This window comes from Salinisphaera sp. Q1T1-3, assembly GCF_003602005.1.
Lineage (GTDB): Bacteria > Pseudomonadota > Gammaproteobacteria > Nevskiales > Salinisphaeraceae > Salinisphaera.
In genome coordinates, this window is record NZ_QZWD01000003.1 from 162406 (window position 1) to 181373 (window position 18968).

Annotated in this window: 13 protein-coding genes; 8 read left to right on the plus strand and 5 right to left on the minus strand. The window is 65.0% G+C overall.

Features of this window, described 5'->3' with window-relative positions; all coding sequences use genetic code 11:
- Positions 1-19 precede the first annotated feature (19 nt).
- From D3260_RS04505 to D3260_RS04515, 3 genes are read left to right on the plus strand one after another with little or no spacing between them, the layout of a single operon-like run.
- Positions 20-808 carry an ABC transporter ATP-binding protein gene (locus D3260_RS04505; protein ID WP_120097379.1) on the plus strand — a complete coding sequence of 263 codons (789 nt, stop codon included), beginning with the start codon at positions 20-22 and terminating at the stop codon, positions 806-808.
- Positions 809-851: 43 nt separating this feature from the next.
- Positions 852-1835: an MlaD family protein gene (locus D3260_RS04510; protein ID WP_120097380.1), complete on the plus strand. Its 984-nt coding sequence runs from the start codon at positions 852-854 to the stop codon at positions 1833-1835.
- The gene (locus D3260_RS04515; RefSeq protein ID WP_120097381.1) at positions 1835-2386 is read left to right on the plus strand and encodes a membrane integrity-associated transporter subunit PqiC; all 552 of its coding nucleotides are present in this window, start codon (positions 1835-1837) and stop codon (positions 2384-2386) included. Before D3260_RS04510 ends, D3260_RS04515 begins: the two co-directional genes overlap by 1 nt.
- Positions 2387-2937: 551 nt before the next feature.
- Here the strand turns inward: D3260_RS04515 and D3260_RS04520 are convergent.
- The 3 genes from D3260_RS04520 to D3260_RS04530 form a co-directional block, all read right to left on the minus strand.
- Entirely contained in the window at positions 2938-6537 is a 3600-nt protein-coding gene (locus D3260_RS04520) for an Ig-like domain-containing protein (protein WP_120097382.1), read from the minus strand.
- Between the two features lie 504 nt (positions 6538-7041).
- A complete protein-coding gene (locus tag D3260_RS04525) occupies positions 7042-9519 on the minus strand; it encodes an acyl-CoA dehydrogenase (protein ID WP_120097383.1) in 2478 nt (825 codons plus the stop codon).
- 192 nt (positions 9520-9711) lie between these two features.
- The gene (locus D3260_RS04530; RefSeq protein WP_120097384.1) at positions 9712-10638 is read right to left on the minus strand and encodes an alpha/beta fold hydrolase; all 927 of its coding nucleotides are present in this window, start codon (positions 10636-10638) and stop codon (positions 9712-9714) included.
- A 148-nt stretch (positions 10639-10786) separates the two neighbouring features.
- Here D3260_RS04530 and minC point away from each other — a divergent pair, with 148 nt between their 5' ends.
- The 5 genes from minC to D3260_RS04555 all read left to right on the plus strand — a co-directional run bounded on the left by minC (position 10787) and on the right by D3260_RS04555 (position 15524).
- Positions 10787-11533, plus strand: a complete 747-nt coding sequence (gene minC, locus D3260_RS04535) for a septum site-determining protein MinC (protein WP_120097385.1) — start codon at positions 10787-10789, stop codon at positions 11531-11533.
- A 3-nt stretch (positions 11534-11536) separates the two neighbouring features.
- Positions 11537-12343, plus strand: a complete 807-nt coding sequence (gene minD, locus D3260_RS04540; protein ID WP_120097386.1) for a septum site-determining protein MinD — start codon at positions 11537-11539, stop codon at positions 12341-12343.
- 3 nt (positions 12344-12346) lie between these two features.
- A complete protein-coding gene (gene minE / locus D3260_RS04545) occupies positions 12347-12610 on the plus strand; it encodes a cell division topological specificity factor MinE (RefSeq protein ID WP_120097387.1) in 264 nt (87 codons plus the stop codon).
- Positions 12611-12752: 142 nt separating this feature from the next.
- The gene (locus D3260_RS04550) at positions 12753-14381 is read left to right on the plus strand and encodes a GMC family oxidoreductase (RefSeq protein WP_120097388.1); all 1629 of its coding nucleotides are present in this window, start codon (positions 12753-12755) and stop codon (positions 14379-14381) included.
- Between the two features lie 195 nt (positions 14382-14576).
- On the plus strand, positions 14577-15524 hold the full coding sequence (locus D3260_RS04555; protein WP_120097389.1) for an AEC family transporter: 948 nt from the start codon (positions 14577-14579) through the stop codon (positions 15522-15524).
- A 25-nt stretch (positions 15525-15549) separates the two neighbouring features.
- Here D3260_RS04555 and D3260_RS04560 read toward each other — a convergent pair whose 3' ends face one another.
- On the minus strand, positions 15550-17211 hold the full coding sequence (locus tag D3260_RS04560) for an AMP-binding protein (RefSeq protein WP_120097390.1): 1662 nt from the start codon (positions 17209-17211) through the stop codon (positions 15550-15552).
- Positions 17212-17530: 319 nt separating this feature from the next.
- Positions 17531-18874: a YihY/virulence factor BrkB family protein gene (locus tag D3260_RS04565; protein WP_120097391.1), complete on the minus strand. Its 1344-nt coding sequence runs from the start codon at positions 18872-18874 to the stop codon at positions 17531-17533.
- Positions 18875-18968: the final 94 nt, after the last annotated feature.

Sequence of the window (18968 nt, forward strand, 5' to 3'; positions counted from 1 at the left end):
GCCGTAACCGTTTTCTGCGATGGCGAAACTCAGCTCGAACGACAATCCGGAGCAGGGCGTGGTCGTGCGCGATCTGCAGCTTGCCTTCGGCGATACCGTGGTGCAGAAGGATCTGAACTTCACGGTCGCCCCGGCTTCGGTGTTCGTGATCATGGGCGTGTCGGGCTGCGGCAAGAGCACGCTGCTGCGCCACATGATCGATCTTGCCCGCGCCGATCAGGGCGAGATCCTGTTCGACGGCCAGCGACTGACCAGCGATGATCCGCGGGCGCGGGCGGCGCTGCAACGTCGGATCGGGGTATTGTTCCAGTCGACCGCCCTGTGGAGCTCGATGACCGTGGGCGAGAACGTCGCACTGCCACTGCAGCTGCATACCGCCATGCGACCGGCCGAGATTCGCGACCAGGTGGCCTTCAAGCTGTCGTTGGTCGGGCTCGCGGGACAGGAGCAGCGCATGCCGAGCGAATTGTCGGGTGGCATGCAGAAACGCGCCGGGCTGGCGCGGGCGATCGCGCTTGACCCGGACTATCTGTTTCTCGATGAGCCGAGCGCCGGGCTGGATCCGATCACCTCGCAGCGCCTGGATGCCCTGATTCTGCGGCTGCGGGATGCGCTCAAACTATCCGTGATCGCGGTGACCCACGAGTTGCCGAGCATCTTTTCGATCGCGGACGACAGTATCTATCTGGATAATCAATCGAAGACGGCGATCGCCCACGGGGATCCGCACGAGCTGGTCCGCAACGGCCCCGATCGCGTCCAGGCTTTTCTCAAACGCGAGCCGATCGAGGCAGATGCCGATGCATGAGCATCGTCGCCCGGTCCGGGTTTGCAAACGGTAATCACGATTCATGGCGAGCAATCGGAACTACACCGTCATCGGCGCGTTTCTGCTGGGCGCGATCATCCTGGCGGCCGCCGGCGTTCTGGCCTTCGGCAACACCGGGCTGTTTCGCCAGGATCGCCAGGCCATCATCTTCTTCAATCAATCGGTTCTGGGCCTGACCAACGGCTCGCGCGTGCTGTTTCGCGGCGTGCAGGTGGGGACCGTGAAGAAAGTGCAGCTGCGTCTGGCCGACAGCGGGCAGGGGGCCCGGATCGCGGTGACCATCGACATGAGCGGCGACAACCTGACCATGCTCAACGGTCAGGCGACGTCGCAGGATCTGACCGTGGATGAAATGGTCCAGCGCGGACTGCGCGCGCAGCTGGTGGTCTATAGTTACGTCACCTCGCAGCTGGCTGTGAACCTCGATTTCCGCCCGGACAGTCAGCCGAACTTCGTGGTTGACCCATCCGCGCTCGATGTCCCCGAGATACCGGCCGTGCCCTCGCAGCTCGACCAGCTCAAGGATACGGTGGCCGATCTGCCCTGGAAGCAGACCATGGAGCGTGTCGATCACGCGATGAAGACCATGGTCAAGCTGGCCGAGGACATGGACTCGGCCGTGAATACGCTCACACCGACGCTGAATCAGACCGGTGAGTCGACGCAGAAGACGCTGGCCGCGGTGCGCGAGGCGGTCAGCGACAACGACAAGCAGCTCAAGCAGACGCTGGCCAGCGTGCAGCGTCTGACCGACACCGCGAACGACCAGATCGACAATCACGATCAACAGGTCGCCAAGATTCTGTCCAACGTCCAGCAGACGAGCGCGAGTCTTGCGCAGATGTCGCGCCAGTTGCAGAACATCACGGCGCCGGATTCCGGCACGCGACAGGATATACAGAGCACGATTCGCGACCTGTCGGCCACGGCGGCATCGCTTCGCCAGTTCTCTGAGACCATCGAGCGCAACCCGCATGCGCTGCTCTACGGAAAAGGCTCCCGCTAATGGCCGGATCGACGCTTCGTCAAATTCTCGCCGTTGTCTGCACGGCGGCCGTACTCGCTGGCTGCGCCAGCGCGCCGCCGCTCAAGCGCGTGACGCTGAACCCGCCACAGACCGACCGGGCCAGCGCGCAGCCGAGCGAATGGACTGTCCGTCGGGTCCTGGTGCCGGAATATCTGGACAATTACGACATCCAGCTGCGCACCGAGGACTACGTCATCGATCGAATGGCCGACGCGAAATGGGCGGTTCGCCTGCCTGTCGCGATGACGAATCTGCTGCAGCAGACGATCAACGAGAAACTGCTTACCGGTCGCGACCGGCATTATGTGGTGCATGTCTCGGTGGATACGTTCGAGCCACAGCCCTCCGGAAACGTCGTGCTCAATGCCCAGTGGCGTGTGACCGACGACCAGCGGGTGGTCGCCAGTGACAGCGCGTTGATCACCGAGCCGTTGCCGGCCGGCGCCACACATCGCCCGGAAGCCGTCGGTCGTGCGATGTCGTCGGCGGTACGCGAGCTGGGCATGCAGATCCTCTCGCGCGCGGGCTGAATCGAACCGATATCGACCCGAGCGGCCGGCCGAGGCCGCTGGCGTATGCCCTATGCCGGTGCGGATCGAAGCGCCGGGATGACCTGATGCGGGCAGTACCGCGTTAGGCCTGACGGGCGCTGTGCCATTCCTTGCTCGGTTCGAAAGCCGAGGTTGATTGACGGTCGTCGAGCCGATCCGGAAAGTGCTTGCGTGTCGTAGGGGATGCGCACGGTGATCATGGGGTCGGAGCCGATCGGGGCGCGCTCGTGTCGGTACCATCGCCCGAGCCCATATGAGGCCTGTGTGTCTTGAAGGCACGGGTTTGGGCGTCCGGGCGAGCTCGCTCCGCGGCATGATCGCCGTAAGACCTCGGCCGCGATCCAGGTACCGGTCGTGACTGTTCTCTTGGACGTATCGATGGCGCTATGGCGCGGGCCCGCGCGCATGGTCGCCCCGTTGGGTCTGATGGGCGTGATCCGCCGAGGGGCAGATCGACGACGGCCCACAAAAAAGCCCCCGATCTCCGATGAGATCGGGGGCTGCGAGCGCACTCGCGAAGCGTCTGCCGTCTAGCGGGACGGGAAGGCGCGTCCGCCGTGGGCTTCGTTGCCGGTCAGCTGAAAGTTCAGCGCGCCGGGGTTGATGGTCGCCGCGGCCGGCAGCAGGCCCAGCGCCTGGGCTTGCAGATTGACCGTATTGACGTTGCGCAACGAGATCACCAGACGACCGTTCTGCTGGAACGAGACGGGGCCGACCAGATTGATGGTGAAGTCCTGCTGATCGAGCGTCACGCCCTGACCGTCGGGTGCATTGGCGACCAGATTGAGCGAGGTCGCAAAACACGGCTCGTAGTCATAGGTCGATCCATCGGCCCGGGTACCTTCGCACTTCGGAATGATGTAGCCCGACTGCGTGCCGGCATCGTCGTCGCCGTTGGAGGCCAGGTCCGGGAAGCGCAGGAGAATGCGACCGGTGTTGATCGGATCCAGGGTGGTGCCACCGCCCTGCAGTGCCTGGCCGATGGCCTGGTTGAGCCCGTTTTCAAGCTCGGCCACCGTCGACGCGACGCCATTGAGCGTACCGCTGAGCAAAGGCCCGAGAACCGGGATGTCGCCGATCGGTGTCTGATCCGGCACTTCGGCCAGTGTTCCCAGGAGATCGGACAGGCCCGGCAACGCCTCGTTGAGGCTGATACCGATGCCGGTCAGCGCGCTGATGCCGCCGGGCAACAGCGATACCTGAATGCATTCCTGCGGCGTCTCGCCGACCGCGCTGTCGCCGTCATCGGTGACGACGCCGGACAGCCGATCGCCGCAGTTCGTCTGTGTCTTGCGGATCGCCACCGGACGCGTGAGCGACAGATACGACGGATACGCGCCGTTGGTCTGCTGGCCAACCTGATCCGAGTTGGTGATCTGCTGACCCAGCAGGCTCAGCGCCACCAGGCTGCGATTGGACGCCTGCGGGCGCTCATCGCCCGAGTCGTAGACCCCGTTGCCGTCGGCATCATCGAACTGACCGTTCCCGTTGGTATCGGTCGTCGGCAGCGTGAACTGATCGGCGTAGTAGTCGGCCGAGTAGGCGGTGGCATCGAACGGCACGATGATATCCGGCCCGCCGGCTGCATCGTCCGGGGCGACGGTCGAGCCGGTGCCGTTGAGCGGATCGGTGTTCAGCGCTAGACCGTCGGCATCGACGATCGTACGGCTGCAGACCGAGTTCTGGTCGCCGCAGACGACAACCCAGTAACGGCTGCCGACCTCGAGATCGTCGACCGGGCGAATCGAGAATCCGCGGACCAGATCGCTACGCGTGTTGAAAAAGGCCAGACGGGCCTCGGGAACGCCGGTGCACTGACCGGAGCCGTCGATCTGCTCGAGCGCGACCGTGGCGCCGTCAACGCTGTTGCTGTCGCCCGAGCCGCCGGTCAGGCAGCCGTCGGCGAGCACGACCGAATCACGGCGCACGAACTTGGAGAACGAGGCGTTGACCGGCACGTTGCGTGGACTGCTGAATACAGCGAGATCGTTGGTCGTGCCGTTGTCGGCATCGCCGGCGCACTGGCCGGCCGTGTCGCCGCCGTTACGAAAATCGCCGCGATCCGTGTCAAGCGCGCAGGGAATGCCCGGCGTGAGCTCACCGAGCAGCGCCGGGGCCGGATTGTTGTCGACCCGCGGTTCTGTCGTGAAGCTGATGGTCTGGCCGGGGCCGCCACCCTGGTTGGGCACCAGGTCATTGCCGCCCAGATCACGCAGCGAATCGCCGCCGTTGAGCGTGATGGTGTACTGGGTATCCGGTTCGAGCAGGTCGGCCGGGTGCAGCACCACCGACGAGCCGTCGATCTGATAGCTGACATCGACCGTGCCGCTCGGGCCATTGAACTGGATGCTGTCCGAGTTCACCGACAGCGGATCGATCGGTTCGCTGAACACCAGCGCCGGGCTGCCCTCGACCTGGAAGTCGCTGATGCCGGAGGTAGTGTTCAGGGCACTACCGGCGTTGAGGACGCTCACGCAGGCCTGTTCCGGGAGTACGGTAGGCGCAACGCCGCGCTGCGCATAGAGCGCGTCATAGGCCGGGGTGCCGAAGGTATACAGACAGGCGCTGGGCACCTGTGCGGTGATGAAGGGCGGGACATCATCAGACTGCACCGGCGTCTGCGTGCTTTCCGGCAGGCGCAGCGTCAGCGAGAAGTCGATGGTCAGATCATCGGTCCGGTTGACCGTGAGCGGGAAGGTACCGACCGTGCTGATCACCAGGTCGCCGTTGTCCTGCGGGATCGCCAGACCCGAGGCCTGGATGTTCAGTGCGGACTGGTTGAACACGCCGTTGGCCAGAGCCTGAACGATGTATTCCGGCGTGCCGGGAGCGGCCGATATCAGCGTGGTGTTGTTCAGGTCGAAACGCAGACGTACGGCGGTCGGCGTCGTGATGCTGCGATAGTCGTTGGACATCAGGTAGACGTTGGCATCGGTGCCGAACTGAACCTGGATGGGGCCGCTGTTGACCGGCGTCTGGATATCCCCGTTGAGGCGCACGGACAGCGGCTTGAGCTGGATCACCTGGCCGGCGGGGATGCTGTTGGGGAAGACGTCGCCGAATCCGGGCATGCCGGGCGTGGCCAGATTCGACAGCACACCCTGACGCGCCGGTTGATTGCGCGCCGGCTGCTGGTTCACGCCGATCAACTGATTGCGCAGCGTGACGAGATTGTCCATCTGGCCGTCGAGGATGCTGTCGTCGGCATCGCCGGAGAAGCCCTCGTCGTTATCGACAAGCAGGTTCTGCTGCACGATCTTGCCGGAATCCAGCACGGTGCGCTGCGCGTTGAAGGCACGAAGGCTCTTGCCGAACGCCGATTTCACATCGTCGGTCAGAGCCAGCGTGTATGTGCCCGGCGCGAGATTCTCGGCCGGATCGAAGGTGATCTCGTGTCCGGACACCGTGAGCGCGCCGCGGACTTCATCGCCGTCGCTGTTGGTGAAACGGAACGAGTCGCCGTCCACGACGCTGGTCGGGTCGATCGTTTCCGACAGCGAGACGTGCACGGTGTTGAACTGGGCGAAGACCGAGGTACGCCCGGTCGCCGGATTGGTCTCGCCCGGCGAGGCCTCGGTCACCCGGAAGGCGCCGGCCGCGGGGCGGCCCGGGGCGGGGGCGGTCGTGAACTGGAACAACACATCGCCGCTGTCGAACGTCGTATTGCCGGCGGTCAGGTTGCGCGCCGCCACGATCCGGTAGGTCGTGCTGCCGCGCAGCGGCTGGGACGTGTCGATACGATAGATGCCGGGCTGGTCATCATCCTGGGTGACGGTGATGTCCGTGTTACGGGCCTCGTCGCCGCTGCCGGCCTGCAGCCGGAATGCGCCGTCGGCCTGGCCGTCGAAGGATGAAGCCGCTCGCAGAGCGATCTGGGAGGTGAGGGTCACGTTCTGCTGGCCGTTGTACGGATAGCTGAACAGCAGGCCGGTCGCGTTGTCGACCGAACTCTCATAATCCGGGTTACCGTTGCTGCCGCCGTCGCCGCTGGTGCAGCCCGTGAGCGCGAACCCGCTGGCAGCAGCCAGACAGAGCGCCAGCCCGGCGTGGCGGATGATGGATTTCGCGCGGTCGGCGCCGGGCGCTGGAACGGTGCGCGCGTGCCCCCTGCAGAAACGCTGACTATTCACGTTTGTGTCTCCCTTGTTGCGGCATCGAAGCCGGTAGAGCGTCGTTTTTTTGTTCTACCGCGATCGAGAGTAGCGAATGTCGCGAGGCCGCAGTAGCCGCATGCGCCCAACCAGCGCGTGTCGGTGGCGTACCGTGACCGAATACAGCCGGACAGGGCACGCCGAAAGCCCGTGTTTGCAAGCGATATGGCAACCTGACGTCGCTTGTCGGGAGGCGCGCGATGGCCGCAAACGATGGCTTATACCTTAGTCGGAATGAGGCCGCCGACCGCGTTCGAGGCGGCAAAACGCGCTTATCTGAAAATTTATGATTTCGGTGAGCCGCATCCGTGGTACCGGCGCAGGATGTGCTGCCACGGCCGGTGATCTGACGGCGCTGCCAATCGGCAAGCAGGATGTGTCGATGTCTGCCCGTACGCGTTCCTTTCGGGTTTTGATACAGCGTAGGGTAAAACCGATTTCTCGGGCGGTGCCGACCCGCTGTCGAGGCGGGCCGGCGGGGTTTCAGGCGGCGTTTTCGGCTCCGTCGGTGGCCGGACTCGCACGACCGGCCCGCATATCGGTCGGATCGAAATCGTCGACCCGGATCACGGCCATCTGCAGGGCATGCGCCTCGCGCAGGCGAGCCGCATCCTCGGCGGACAGCACGCCGGCGGTTTCGGCCTCGTCGATCTGGTCGGCCGGATGATCGGCGATGATCGTGCCGGCCTTGCGGGCCTTGATCACATCGCGCATCGGCTCGGCGGTATCCAGCGTGGCCTGCATCGCACGTTCGAACAGGGTCAGACCCGTGTCGGTCTTGGTGGCCGACAGATAACAGCGCGGCGTGAGCCGGTCGCGTGCCGCCCCGGGCGTTTGTACGAGCCGTGCCACCCGGCGCCCGAGATGATCGCTCGGCACCCGTGCCGTGCGGCCGAGCGGAAAGATCAGCACCCGAGCGATCGCGGCGGCGACGCGGTTGGGCAGATGGCGCAACACGCCGGACAGGGCGGTCTCGATATCCGCGAAGGCCTGCTCGCAGACCCAGGCCACGTAGGGCCGGTCCTCGGCGTGGGCACCGTCCTCGACGAATCGCTTGAGCGTGGCACTGACGATATAGAGTTGTGAGAGCACATCGCCCAGGCGTGCCGACAGCGATTCGCGGAATTTGAGGCTGCCGCCCAGCGTGGCCATCGCGATATCGGACAGCAGGGCGAGGTTGGCCGAATAGCGATTCATGGCCTGATAGAAAGGCTTGAGATCGCCGTGTTCGCCGACGGCGGAGCCCAGCCCGCCGGTGAAACCCATCACCAGAGAGCGGGCGGCCGCCCCCAGATCATGGCCGATGTGGGCATAGAGCAGATCGTCGAAGTCCGTGAGTGCGGCTTCCTGATCGCGATTGTTGGCGGCCTCGATTTCGGCCAGTACGAACGGATGACAACGAATCGCGCCCTGGCCGAAGATCATCATCGACCGTGTCAGGATGTTCGCGCCTTCCACAGTGATGTTGACCGGGGCGGCCTGGAAGCTGCGGGCGACGGGATTGGACGGGCCCAGCATGACGGCCTTGCCGGCATGTACATCCATCGCGTCCTTGGCCACGTCCTGGGCCATTGTCGTGACATGGAACTTGGCGATCGCCGAGGACACCGAGGGCTTTTCGCCGAGATCCACGGCATTGGCGGTGAAACGTCGGACCGATTCACAGGCATAGGTCTTGCCGCCGATACGCGCCAGCGCCTCCTGCACGCCTTCGAACGCGCCAATCGAGACATTGAACTGACGGCGGATCACGGCATAGGCGCCGGTATGGCGGGCGTTGGAGATGGCATCGCCGGTCGAGCCGGAGGGTAGCGAGATCGCCCGGCCGACGGACAGACACTCCATGAGCATGCGCCAGCCCTGGCCAATCATCTGCTGGCCGCCGATGATCATGTCCAGTGGCACGAACACGTCCTCACCCCAGGTCGGGCCGTTCTGGAACGGGGCGCTTGCCGGGAAATGGCGGCGACCGGTGTGACAGCCGGGCGTATCGGTCGGGATCAGGGCACAGGTCACGCCCAGCTCGCGTTCGGTGCCCAGAAGACCGTCGGGATCATAGAGCTTGAACGCCAGGCCAAGTACGGTCGCCACCGGGCACAGGGTGATGTAGCGCTTGTCCCAGGTCAGGCGCATGCCCAGAACCTGCTCGCCCTGCCATTCGCCATGACAGATGATGCCGCGATCCGGAATCGCCCCGGCGTCCGAGCCGGCATGCGGACTGGTCAGACCGAAGCAGGGGATCTCATCGCCGAGGGCCAGGCGCGGCAGGTAATGGTCCTTCTGTGCACCGGTACCGTAGTGCATGAGCAGCTCGGCCGGGCCGAGCGAGTTCGGTACCGCCACGATCGGGCCGACCGTGCCGCCGGCCGGGCCGGAGCCGATCTTGGCCAGGACACAGGAATGGGCATAGGCCGAGAACGCCAGCCCGCCGTACTGGCGCGGGATGATCATGCCCCAGAATCGGTTGTCCTTGATGTACTGCCAGGCCTCGGCCGGCAGATCGGCATCTTCGTGCGTGATCTGCCATTCGTCACACATGTCCAGCAGGGTCTGGACCGGCCCGTCGAGAAAAGCCTGCTCCTCGGCCGTCAGCTCGGCGCCCGGGAGATTCTCGAGACGCCGCCAGTCGGGCCGGCCCGAGAACAGCTCGCCTTCCCACCAGACGGTCCCGGCATCGAGTGCCGTGCGCTCGGTGGCCGACAGGGTTGGCAGAACGCGCCGGAACAGATTCAGGGCCGGGGCCGTGATCAGTGTTCGGCGCACCTGGCCGACGTGCAGTGTGACGGCGATGGCCCCGAACACTACCCAGAGAATCAGCGCCGTGAGCCAACCACAGCTGGTGACCGTGCAGACGGCCAGCAGCACGCCGATCAGGCCGGTTGCGGTGCGCAGTCGCGCTCGCGCGTAGGCGAGAGCGATGAACGCGGCGATAAAGATCACCAGCCACAGAAGTGCAAGCATGACAGTCCTCCATCGCCGCGGCGGGGCGAACGGTGGGTAAAAGATTGGCTTCGAGCATAGGCGGCGGCGCATGGCCGCCGCAACTGGATCAGGCGCGGCTCGCGCGTCGGTCGCCGACGACGCGCGATAGACCATTGCGCGCCCGGCCAGCCGGGTCCGAGCGAAGGGCCGAGGGGCGTGGAGGCGGTGTATTCAAACCTCTGAAACGCCGCCAGGCGAGTCGCCGAGGGCCGTCATGAAGGCCGCGATGTGTTCGGCCACGGCCTCCGGTGCCTGCCAGTGGATCATGTGACCCAGGCCGTCCAGAACCACGTGTCGACGGTGTGTGAAGCAGGCGCGTCGTTCGGCCATTTCCGCAGGCTGGACCAGCGCACCCGCCGGCGACGCGCCGCCGTCGATGAGCAGTGTCGGCGCCACGACGGCCTGCCATACCGCCTTGGCCTCGGCCGCCCGGAACCCCTGTGCGTTCTTTTTCATATGGGCCGGGTCGGCACGCAGGCGAATGCGTCCGTCATCGGTCGGCGTCGACCAGAGCCGTGCCAGGTGCGCCTGCTGCTCGGCCGAGAGCTCCGGGTAGCGTCTGGCCAGTCGGGCAGTGAAGGCCGGGATATCCGCGTAGGTCTTCGGCGCGGGCGGCGCGCGTCGTGTATCCAGCCACTCCGCGTAGCGGTCGGGCGCCTGCGCGGTGTCGGCATCGGGGACATTGATCGAGTCGAGCAGGATCAGACACGCCACGCGTGACGGGCGGGCACCGGCGTAGAGGCTGGCGACCTGGCCGCCCATGCTGTGGCCGATCAGCGTGACCGTCTCGTTGGGGCACAGGGCATCGAGCAGGGCATCGAGATCGGCCAGATAATTGGGAAAGTGATAATCCCCCGGCGTCCATTCACTTTCCCCGTGGCCGCGCCAGTCCGGGGCCACGAACCGATCGCCGGGACCGCGCTGGGCGACAAGTGCTGAAACCAGGTTCGCGAACGTCGCCGAGGTATCCAGTAGCCCGTGTAACAGGATCACCGGCGCGCCGGTGGCCGCACCGGCCGTACGGTAGGCGATTGCGTGGGTGTCGAGCGTCACGCGTTGCGTGTTCGTGGCAAGCGATTGCGGGCGCGTATCGATCATCGGCAGGCTCTTGATGACGGGCGGTTGTCGTTGCGCGGCCCGGTTGCGCGCGGGCCGTCATCTATACGCGATCGGCGAACGAAATGCAGGCTCGGGCAGCCGCGATCAGCGTGATAGACTCGGCGCTTTGCAAATAGCGACTCGGGGCATGGCGCAAACGACGTCTTCAAACGCAGCCGGCGTGGTCTTCAAGGGCCGGATGATGACGCTGACCGTCGTCGAAATCGGCGAGAGCGATTGCGACGTCATCGCAGGCCAGGTCGAGCAACAGCTTGCCAAGGCGCCCGAGTTCTTCGCGCGCATGCCCGTGCTCCTCTCGCTGCGCGGCGAACTGCCGGATCTGGCACGCCTGGTGGCGGTCATGCAGGCCGCGGATCTGGTCGTCGTCGGGCTGCTCGATCCGGATGACGCCGCCGCCGAGGCCGCACGTCACGCCGGGCTGGGCGTGCTCCATTCACCGGGGCGCAACACCGAAGCGCCGACGCCGAGCAAGGCCGAGCCCGCGGCCGCGGCGGCCGAGCCCGCCTCGGAACCGGCGCCGCGCGAGACCGAGACACCGGCCCGGACGCCGACACGTCTGGTCACCAAGCCCGTGCGCTCGGGGCAGCAGATCTACGCCCGTGGCGGTGACCTGGTGATCGCGGCCTCGGTCTCGGAAGGGGCCGAAGTGCTGGCCGATGGCCATATTCATGTCTACGGTGCCCTGCGTGGCCGCGCGTTGGCTGGTGCATCAGGCGACACGCAGGCCAGAATCTTCTGTCGGCGCTTCGAACCTGACCTGGTGGCCATCGCCGGGTGTTATAAAGTCGCCGACGCCATCGACGAGGGGATCCGGTCGAAACCGGTGGCGGTTCGGCTCGAAAACGACAATTTGCTGATCGAATTGCAGGAGTAATCAGTGGCCAAGATCATCGTAGTCACGTCTGGCAAGGGCGGGGTCGGCAAGACCACCACCTCGGCGTCGTTCGCCGCGGGGCTTGCCTTGCGGGGGCACAAGACCGTAGTGATCGATTTCGACGTCGGGTTGCGCAACCTGGATCTCATCATGGGGTGCGAACGCCGCGTGGTGTTTGATTTCGTCAACGTGATCAACGGTGAAGCCAATCTCAAGCAGGCGTTGATCCGCGACAAGCGCATCGAGAATCTGTACATCCTGGCCGCCTCGCAGACGCGCGACAAGGATGCGCTGACCAAGGAAGGCGTCGGCCGTGCGCTGGACAAGCTGTCCGAGGACTTCGATTACATCATCTGCGACTCGCCGGCCGGTATCGAGACCGGGGCGATCATGGCCATGTATTTCGCCGATGAAGCGCTGATCGTGACCAACCCGGAAGTCTCGTCGGTGCGCGACTCGGACCGCGTGCTCGGCATGCTGTCCTCCAAGACCAAGCGCGCGCAGGAAGGCGACGAGCCGGTCAAGGAGCACCTGGTCGTCACCCGCTATGCAGCCTCGCGCGTGGGCAAGGGTGAAATGCTCTCGCTGGATGACATCAGCGACATTCTGGCCATTCCGCTGCTCGGTGTGGTGCCGGAGTCCGAAACTGTGCTCAACTCGTCCAACGCGGGTCAGCCGGTGGTGCTCGAGAACGAGGCCGATGCGGGCGGTGCGTACAAGGATATGGTGTCTCGTTTCCTGGGCGAAGAACGGCCGATGCGTTATACCCAGGCCAAGAAAGGCTTTTTCGATCGCCTCATGGGGAGATAGACGATGGGTTGGCTCGACGTATTCCGGTCCGAGAAGAAGGGCTCGGCTCAGACGGCCAAGGAACGTCTCCAGGTCGTCGTGGCACATCGCCGATCCGGTAGCGGTGGCAATCAGCCGGCTTATTTCCCGCAGCTGCAGCAGGATCTGCTGGCGGTGCTGCGCAAGTACATCGAGGTTGGCGATGACGCGGTCCAGATGGACATCGAGCGCGAGGGCGATCTCGAAGTGCTCGAACTGAATATCACCCTGCCCGAATCTCGACACTGACCTCTGTTAGAGTCGTCCGTGACCCTGTCGACGATGGTTGACGAGGTCACGGACGCGCTCACGGCACCGGCCCCGCCGCGTCCGCGCCGAATCATGGATTTGGCCGGAATATAACGCCTGGTAAAAGGCGGAGGAGCGTGCCATGGACGACAAGCAGGCGTCGGCCTACGACTATGTGATCGTGGGCGGCGGTTCGGCCGGCTGCGTGCTGGCCAATCGACTGAGTGCAGACGCCGACGTGTCGGTGCTACTCCTCGAGGCCGGACCACCGGACTGGTCACCGCTCATCCATATACCCAGCGGCATCATCGGCCTGATGTGGTCGCGCCTGGCCAACTGGTATTACTGGACCGCACCGCAACAGCACATGCACGGACGACGGCTGTACTGGCCGCGTGGCAAGACGCTGGGCGGATCATCCGCCATCAACGCCCAGTGCTACACTCGTGGTGCGGCTGCCGACTACGACCACTGGGCAGCACTCGGCAATCGAGGCTGGGGCTACGCCGAGATGCTGGCGTATTTCAAGCGTTCCGAGCGTTTCGAGGGCGGGGCCAACGATTACCACGGCGCCGAGGGCAGCTACACCGTCAGCCGGCTGCGCCACGTCAATCCGCTCAACGAAAAATTCGTGGCCGCTGCCGAGCACTGCGGCTACCCACGCAATGACGATTTCGGCGGCGCCACCGACCAGGGGTTCGGGCTCTACAACGTGGCCCAGAACAACGGCCGGCGCTGTTCGAATGCCGATGCGTTTCTGCATCCCGTGCGGCACCGTCGGAATCTCACCGTGCTGACCCGGTGCCAGGCCGAGCGCATCGTCTTCGATGCTGACCGGGCCACGGATGTGGTTTTTCGGCAGGGCTGGCTGCGCCGCCGACGGCGCGTTCGTGCACGTCGGGAAATCCTGCTTTGCGGCGGTGCCATCAATTCGCCGCAGTTGCTCATGCTCTCCGGCATCGGGCCCCGTGATGCGATTACCCCGCACGGCATCGATATGGTGTCGGAATTGAATGGGGTCGGGCGCAATCTGCAGGATCATCTCGATATCAGCGTCATCGATATCGAAAAGACACGTCTGAGCCTGCGTCTGTCGGCTCGATTCCTGCTCCTGCAGGCGCCACGTGAAATCTATCGGTATTTCCGACACGGGCGTGGTCAGTTCACGAGCAACATCGCCGAATCGGGCGGTTTCATCAGTTCGAGCGACGATCCGCGCCAGTCCGATCTGCAGTTCCATTTCATCGCGACGATCGAGCAGGACCACGGCAATCTGATCAACACCATGCGTCATCATGGCTATACGCTGCGGGTGTGTGATCTGCATCCGGCCTCGCGCGGTCGGATCACGCTCGCCAGTGCCAATCCGCGCGATTACCCGGTCATCGATCCGAACTATCTCGCCGAGCCGCGCGACGTGCAGCAGATGGTGTCCGCGGTCAAGATCGCGCGCCGCATCATGCGCGCGCCGCCGCTGGCCGCGCATTTCGAACGGCCGCTCGAGCCGCTCGAGGATGACATGGCCGACGACGCGGCAATTGCCGACTATGTGCGTCGCCGCGCCGAGACCATCTATCACCCGGTGGGCACTTGTCGCATGGGCCACGATCCAGACGCCGTGGTCGACGATCGTCTGCGCGTGCGCGGCATCGCGGGCCTGCGAGTGGTTGACGCCTCGATCATGCCCACAGTCGTCGGCGGCAACACCAATGCCCCGACTACGGCCATCGCCGAAAAAGCGGCGGACATGATCATCGAGGACAACGCCTGACCGCGATCGACTGGTTCGACGGCGCATCGGCGCCTCACGACGTTGATTACGCGCCGCTCGTGGTTGCGTTCGGCGGCTGGTCCCGCGGTGGTATGGCCATCGATCCGGCAAGTTGGCAACACGCAAAGGTGTGATTGGACGCCAGCGAGCGCGGTTCGTAGGCTTTGCGACTCTTGAGCCGTCCCCGGAGTCTCCATGACGTCGGTCATCAATGTTCTGCTGCCGATCTTCGGCCTCATTCTGGCCGGTTATGTCGGGCGGCGCAGCGGCGTGCTGGGCGAGGCAGCGGCCGGGGAACTCAATCGATTCGTGGTCTGGTTCTGTCTACCGGCACTTCTGTTCCAGGCGACGGCGACCGCGAGCTGGAGCGCGCTCTGGCAGCCCGGCTTCATCGCCGTCAACGTCTTGTCCACCGCAGCCGTTTTCGGGCTGACGATCCTGTGGCGCTGGCAAAGCGGACAACACCCGATCGATGCAACGATCGACGGCCTGTCAGCGGCCTATGCCAACGTCGGTTATGTGGGCATCCCGCTATGTGTGCTGGTGTTGGGTGATCCGGGCCTGGCGCCTGCGCTGATCGCCACGCTGGTCGTGGTCTGCGTATTGTTTGCGCTGGCCATCGTGACCGTGGAGATCCTGAGACAGGAGGATGGTGGGGTATGGCGCCCGCTCGGCATGGTCGCGCGCGCGCTGATGCGCAACCCGATCGTCGTCGCCCCGGTCATCGGCGGGCTGTGGGCCGCGGGCGGCATACCGCTGGGCGCGCCGCTGGCCAAGTTCGTTTCGTTGCTCGGGGCAGCCACCACGCCCTGCGCGCTCGTGTCGATCGGGGCATTCGTGGCGCGGCCGCTCAGTGGCGCCACGGACCGCGGTCTGGGCGGGCTGATCGCGCTTAAACTGATCGTGCATCCGGCGCTCGCAGCACTGCTGGCATTCGGTGTGTTCGGGCTTGATCCGCTCTGGGGCACGGCTGCTGTGCTGCTGGCTGCCTTGCCGACCGGCACCGGCCCCTACATGCTGGCGGATTTCTACGGACGTGACCTGACCGTCACATCACGTGTAATCCTTTGGAGTACGGTCGGTTCCGTGGTGACGCTCGGTGCCTGTCTGGTCTTCGTGGCCCCGATGAACGGCGGCGGTTGAGCGAGAAAACCGCCGCCGCCGAGCGTCAGGCCTGTCGCAGGTCCTTGCGCAATATCTTGCCCACGTTCGATTTCGGCAGCTCGTCGATGAAGACGACGTGCTTGGGTACCTTGTAGCCGGTCAGCTCCTTGCGACAGAAGGCGATGAGCTCGTCCTCGTCCAGCGTGTCGTCGGCCTTGACCACGAAGACCTTGACCGCCTCGCCGGAGCGTTCGTCGTCGATGCCGATACAGGCGGCTTCCAGCACCTTGGGATGCGTGGCGATCACGTCCTCGATCTCGTTCGGATACACGTTGAAGCCGGAGACGAGAATCATGTCCTTCTTGCGATCGACGATGTAGAGAAAGCCGGCGTCGTCGAAGCGGGCGACGTCGCCGGTGCGCAGGAAACCATCGGGGAAGAAGGTCTTGTCGTTTTCTTCCGGCTTGTTCCAGTAGCCGGCCATGACCTGCGGGCCGGCCACGCAGAGTTCGCCCGGCTCGCCGAGCGGCACATCGTTGCCCTGCTCGTCGCGGATTGCGACCTCGGTGGAGGGCAGGGGCACGCCGATCGAGCCGCTATAGCTTTCCAGGTTCAGCGGGTTGATCGCCACGGCCGGCGAGGTCTCGGTCAAACCGTAGGCCTCGATGAGGGGATGCCCGGTGATTTTGTGCCATTTCTCGGCCACCGAGCGCTGCACGGCCGCGCCGCCGCCAAGCGCGAATTTCAGGCGCGAGAAATCCAGCTTCCGGAAGGCGTCGTTGTTGGTGAGCGCGTTGAACAGGGTGTTGACGCCGGTGAATGCGGTCGGCTGCTGTTTCTCGAATTCCTTGACCAGCGCTGGAATATCGCGCGGGTTGGTGATCAGGACATTGCGCCCGCCCTGACGCATGAAGACCAGACAGTTCGCCATCAGCGCGAACACATGATAGAGCGGCAGCGGCGTGAGGATGACCTCGTTGCCCTGGTCAATCCACGGATTCAGCCAGGCCTCGGCCTGGGCGACGTTGGCGACCATGTTGCGATGCCGCAGGATTGCGCCCTTGGCCAGCCCGGTCGTCCCGCCCGTGTACTGCAGGAACGCGATATCGTCCGGGGCCACGTCGACAGCCTTCATCGATTGCTTCGCGCCGTCGGCCAGCACGGTATTGAAACCGATGGCACCGGGCAGCTGGAACGATGGCACCATGCGCTTGACGTGCTTGACCACGAAGTTGGTGAGCAGCCGCTTCGGGGTGCCCAGCGCATCGCCGATCTGGGTCGTGATCACGGCTTCGAGTGCGACCTTGTCGACCACCTTCTCCAGCGTGGCCGCGAAGTTTTCGACAATCACGATCGCCCGGGCGCCGGCGTCCGATAGCTGGTGCTCCAGCTCGCGCGCGGTATACAGCGGATTGACGTTCACCGCGACCATGCCGGCGCGCAGGATGCCGAGCAGCGCGATCGGGTACTGCAGCAGGTTGGGCATCATGAGCGCCACGCGATCGCCCTTGGCGAAGCCGAGCTCGTGCTGCAGGTAGGCCGCGAAATGCGCCGAGCGCGCATCGAGCTCCGCGTACGTCAGGCTCGCCCCCATGTTCTCGAACGCAGGCCGGTCGCCGAATTCACGAAAGCTGGCCTCGATCAGTTCGACGAGGGTACCGCTCTCGGCATCGGCGATCTCGGCGGGAACGCCGTCCGGATACTGCTTGAGCCAGAACTTTTCCACGCAATCTCCTTTGCTCGCAGGGCACCGCGAGGTCGCCCAGGGCGTGTCGAGTGGAGTATATCAGCCCGGTCCGGGGCGCTGGACCGGCGCTTGATCTACGCCTTTAGGCGAGTCAGACCCGAAGGCGCGTCGTCACGAGAGAGGCCGTCGCACCCACGGCCAAGCGGCGGCAAGACAAGGCATCGTGAGCATGGCTCGGCCACGCGCGGCGGCCCGTGCCTTGCTCAAGCCGTCCGGCAGGGGCAATGCGGCTGCCTATCTCGTGACGACATGCCCTGGTCGTGCGTCACACCAGCGGCACTGGACCGCCGGTCGTTGGTCAGCCGTCGTGTCGCGGGACCGCCTCGACCAGGTCGCGTAGCGTCGTCTCGCCGATGGCGTTATCGCGTGCTGTGTCGGCGCGCGCCAGCAGGCTGTCGACAGCCTGCACGGGAACATCCGCACGAGGCACCAGACGTGCTTGCCGGTCGCCGCTGCGGACCACGGCGAGCACATCGCGTACACGCAGCGTCGACAGATCGGCCCGTGGCACGACGCTCGTATCCGAGGCGTCGGCCGTCTCGACGAGCAGTCCGGCGGCGACGAGCCGCGCGATGGCGTTGTGAATATGGTCCGGTGCGGCACGCAGCAGATGGACGAGCAAGGCCACATCCGTCGGCCCGTCGCCACGGGCATAGCGGCTGGCCACGGTCGCTGCCGTGAGCAACGCCAGACGCTCGGCCTCGGCTGCTCCCAGACGCGGGGGATAGCTGCCGCGCGCCAGGCGTTCGGGGTATTGCAGCCAGAACGCCACGCGACACCCCATGAGCAGAATCATCCAGGAGACATAGAGCCAGATCAGCAGCAGGATCAGGATCGCGAAGCTGGAATAGATCGCGTTGACGTTGCCGGCATTCTTGGCGAACAGCGCGAACCCGACGCTGGCGGTCTGCCAGAGCACGCCGGAGAAGATGCCGCCGCCCAGCGCCGGCAGGAACCGGACGCGAGTGTTGGGAATGAACTTGAACAGCAGCGTGAATCCGATGCTGTAGAGCACGTAGGGCAACAGGCGGCCGATGCCGTAGAGCAGCATGCCGAACGGTTCGAGCTGCGACAGATAGGCCACGCTGCTGTTGCGGCCCAGACTGGCGGTGATGCTGGCAGCGGCGAGGATCACCAGTGGGCCGGCTACCAGCACACTGATGTAATCGGTCACGCGGCGGGCCAGCGGTCGCGGGGCCCGCACACGCCAGATGAAATTGCAGCCGGCCTCGACCTTCTGGATCAGCGATAGCACCGAGTAGATCAGCGCCACCACGCCAACCACGCCAAGCACGCCGACCTGGACGTTGGAGACGAAGCCCACGATCTTGTCGACGATATCGCTGCTGCCCGAGCCCAGCGGTGCGAGAAAGCGTTCCAGCGTCGGACGCAGCGCGTTGTCGACGCCGAAGGCCTTGAGCAGCGAGAAGGCCAGGGCCAGCAGCGGCACGAGCGAGACGAGTGTCGTGTAGACGAGGCTCATCGCGCGCAGCGTGATTTCGCCGTCGCGGAACTCCGCGACCAGCGCCATCAGCATGCGCACCAGCCGGATCGGGGCCCGGCGATGGCGTGGCAGTGCCTCGAAGTTCGATGGCCAGATCCAGCGTTCGTAGGTTTGCCGGGCTGTGGCGAGCGCGCTCATGCACGTTCCACTTGAAAATAGTCAGCCGACATTGTAACCATCAAACAACCGCCCTGAACGGCATGGCCGTTCGCGACAACCGCCGAGAGGCTCC

Bases quoted from the DNA above. Each gene is read 5' to 3' on its own strand.
- D3260_RS04505 (WP_120097379.1), top strand. From the start codon at position 20: ATGGCGAAACTCAGCTCGAACGACAATCCGGAGCAGGGCGTGGTCGTG.
- D3260_RS04510 (WP_120097380.1), top strand. From the start codon at position 852: ATGGCGAGCAATCGGAACTACACCGTCATCGGCGCGTTTCTGCTGGGC.
- D3260_RS04515 (WP_120097381.1), top strand. From the start codon at position 1,835: ATGGCCGGATCGACGCTTCGTCAAATTCTCGCCGTTGTCTGCACGGCG.
- D3260_RS04525 (WP_120097383.1), bottom strand. From the start codon at position 9,519: ATGCTTGCACTTCTGTGGCTGGTGATCTTTATCGCCGCGTTCATCGCT.
- D3260_RS04530 (WP_120097384.1), bottom strand. From the start codon at position 10,638: ATGATCGATACGCGCCCGCAATCGCTTGCCACGAACACGCAACGCGTG.
- minC (WP_120097385.1), top strand. From the start codon at position 10,787: ATGGCGCAAACGACGTCTTCAAACGCAGCCGGCGTGGTCTTCAAGGGC.
- minE (WP_120097387.1), top strand. From the start codon at position 12,347: ATGGGTTGGCTCGACGTATTCCGGTCCGAGAAGAAGGGCTCGGCTCAG.
- D3260_RS04550 (WP_120097388.1), top strand. From the start codon at position 12,753: ATGGACGACAAGCAGGCGTCGGCCTACGACTATGTGATCGTGGGCGGC.
- D3260_RS04555 (WP_120097389.1), top strand. From the start codon at position 14,577: ATGACGTCGGTCATCAATGTTCTGCTGCCGATCTTCGGCCTCATTCTG.
- D3260_RS04565 (WP_120097391.1), bottom strand. From the start codon at position 18,874: ATGAGCGCGCTCGCCACAGCCCGGCAAACCTACGAACGCTGGATCTGG.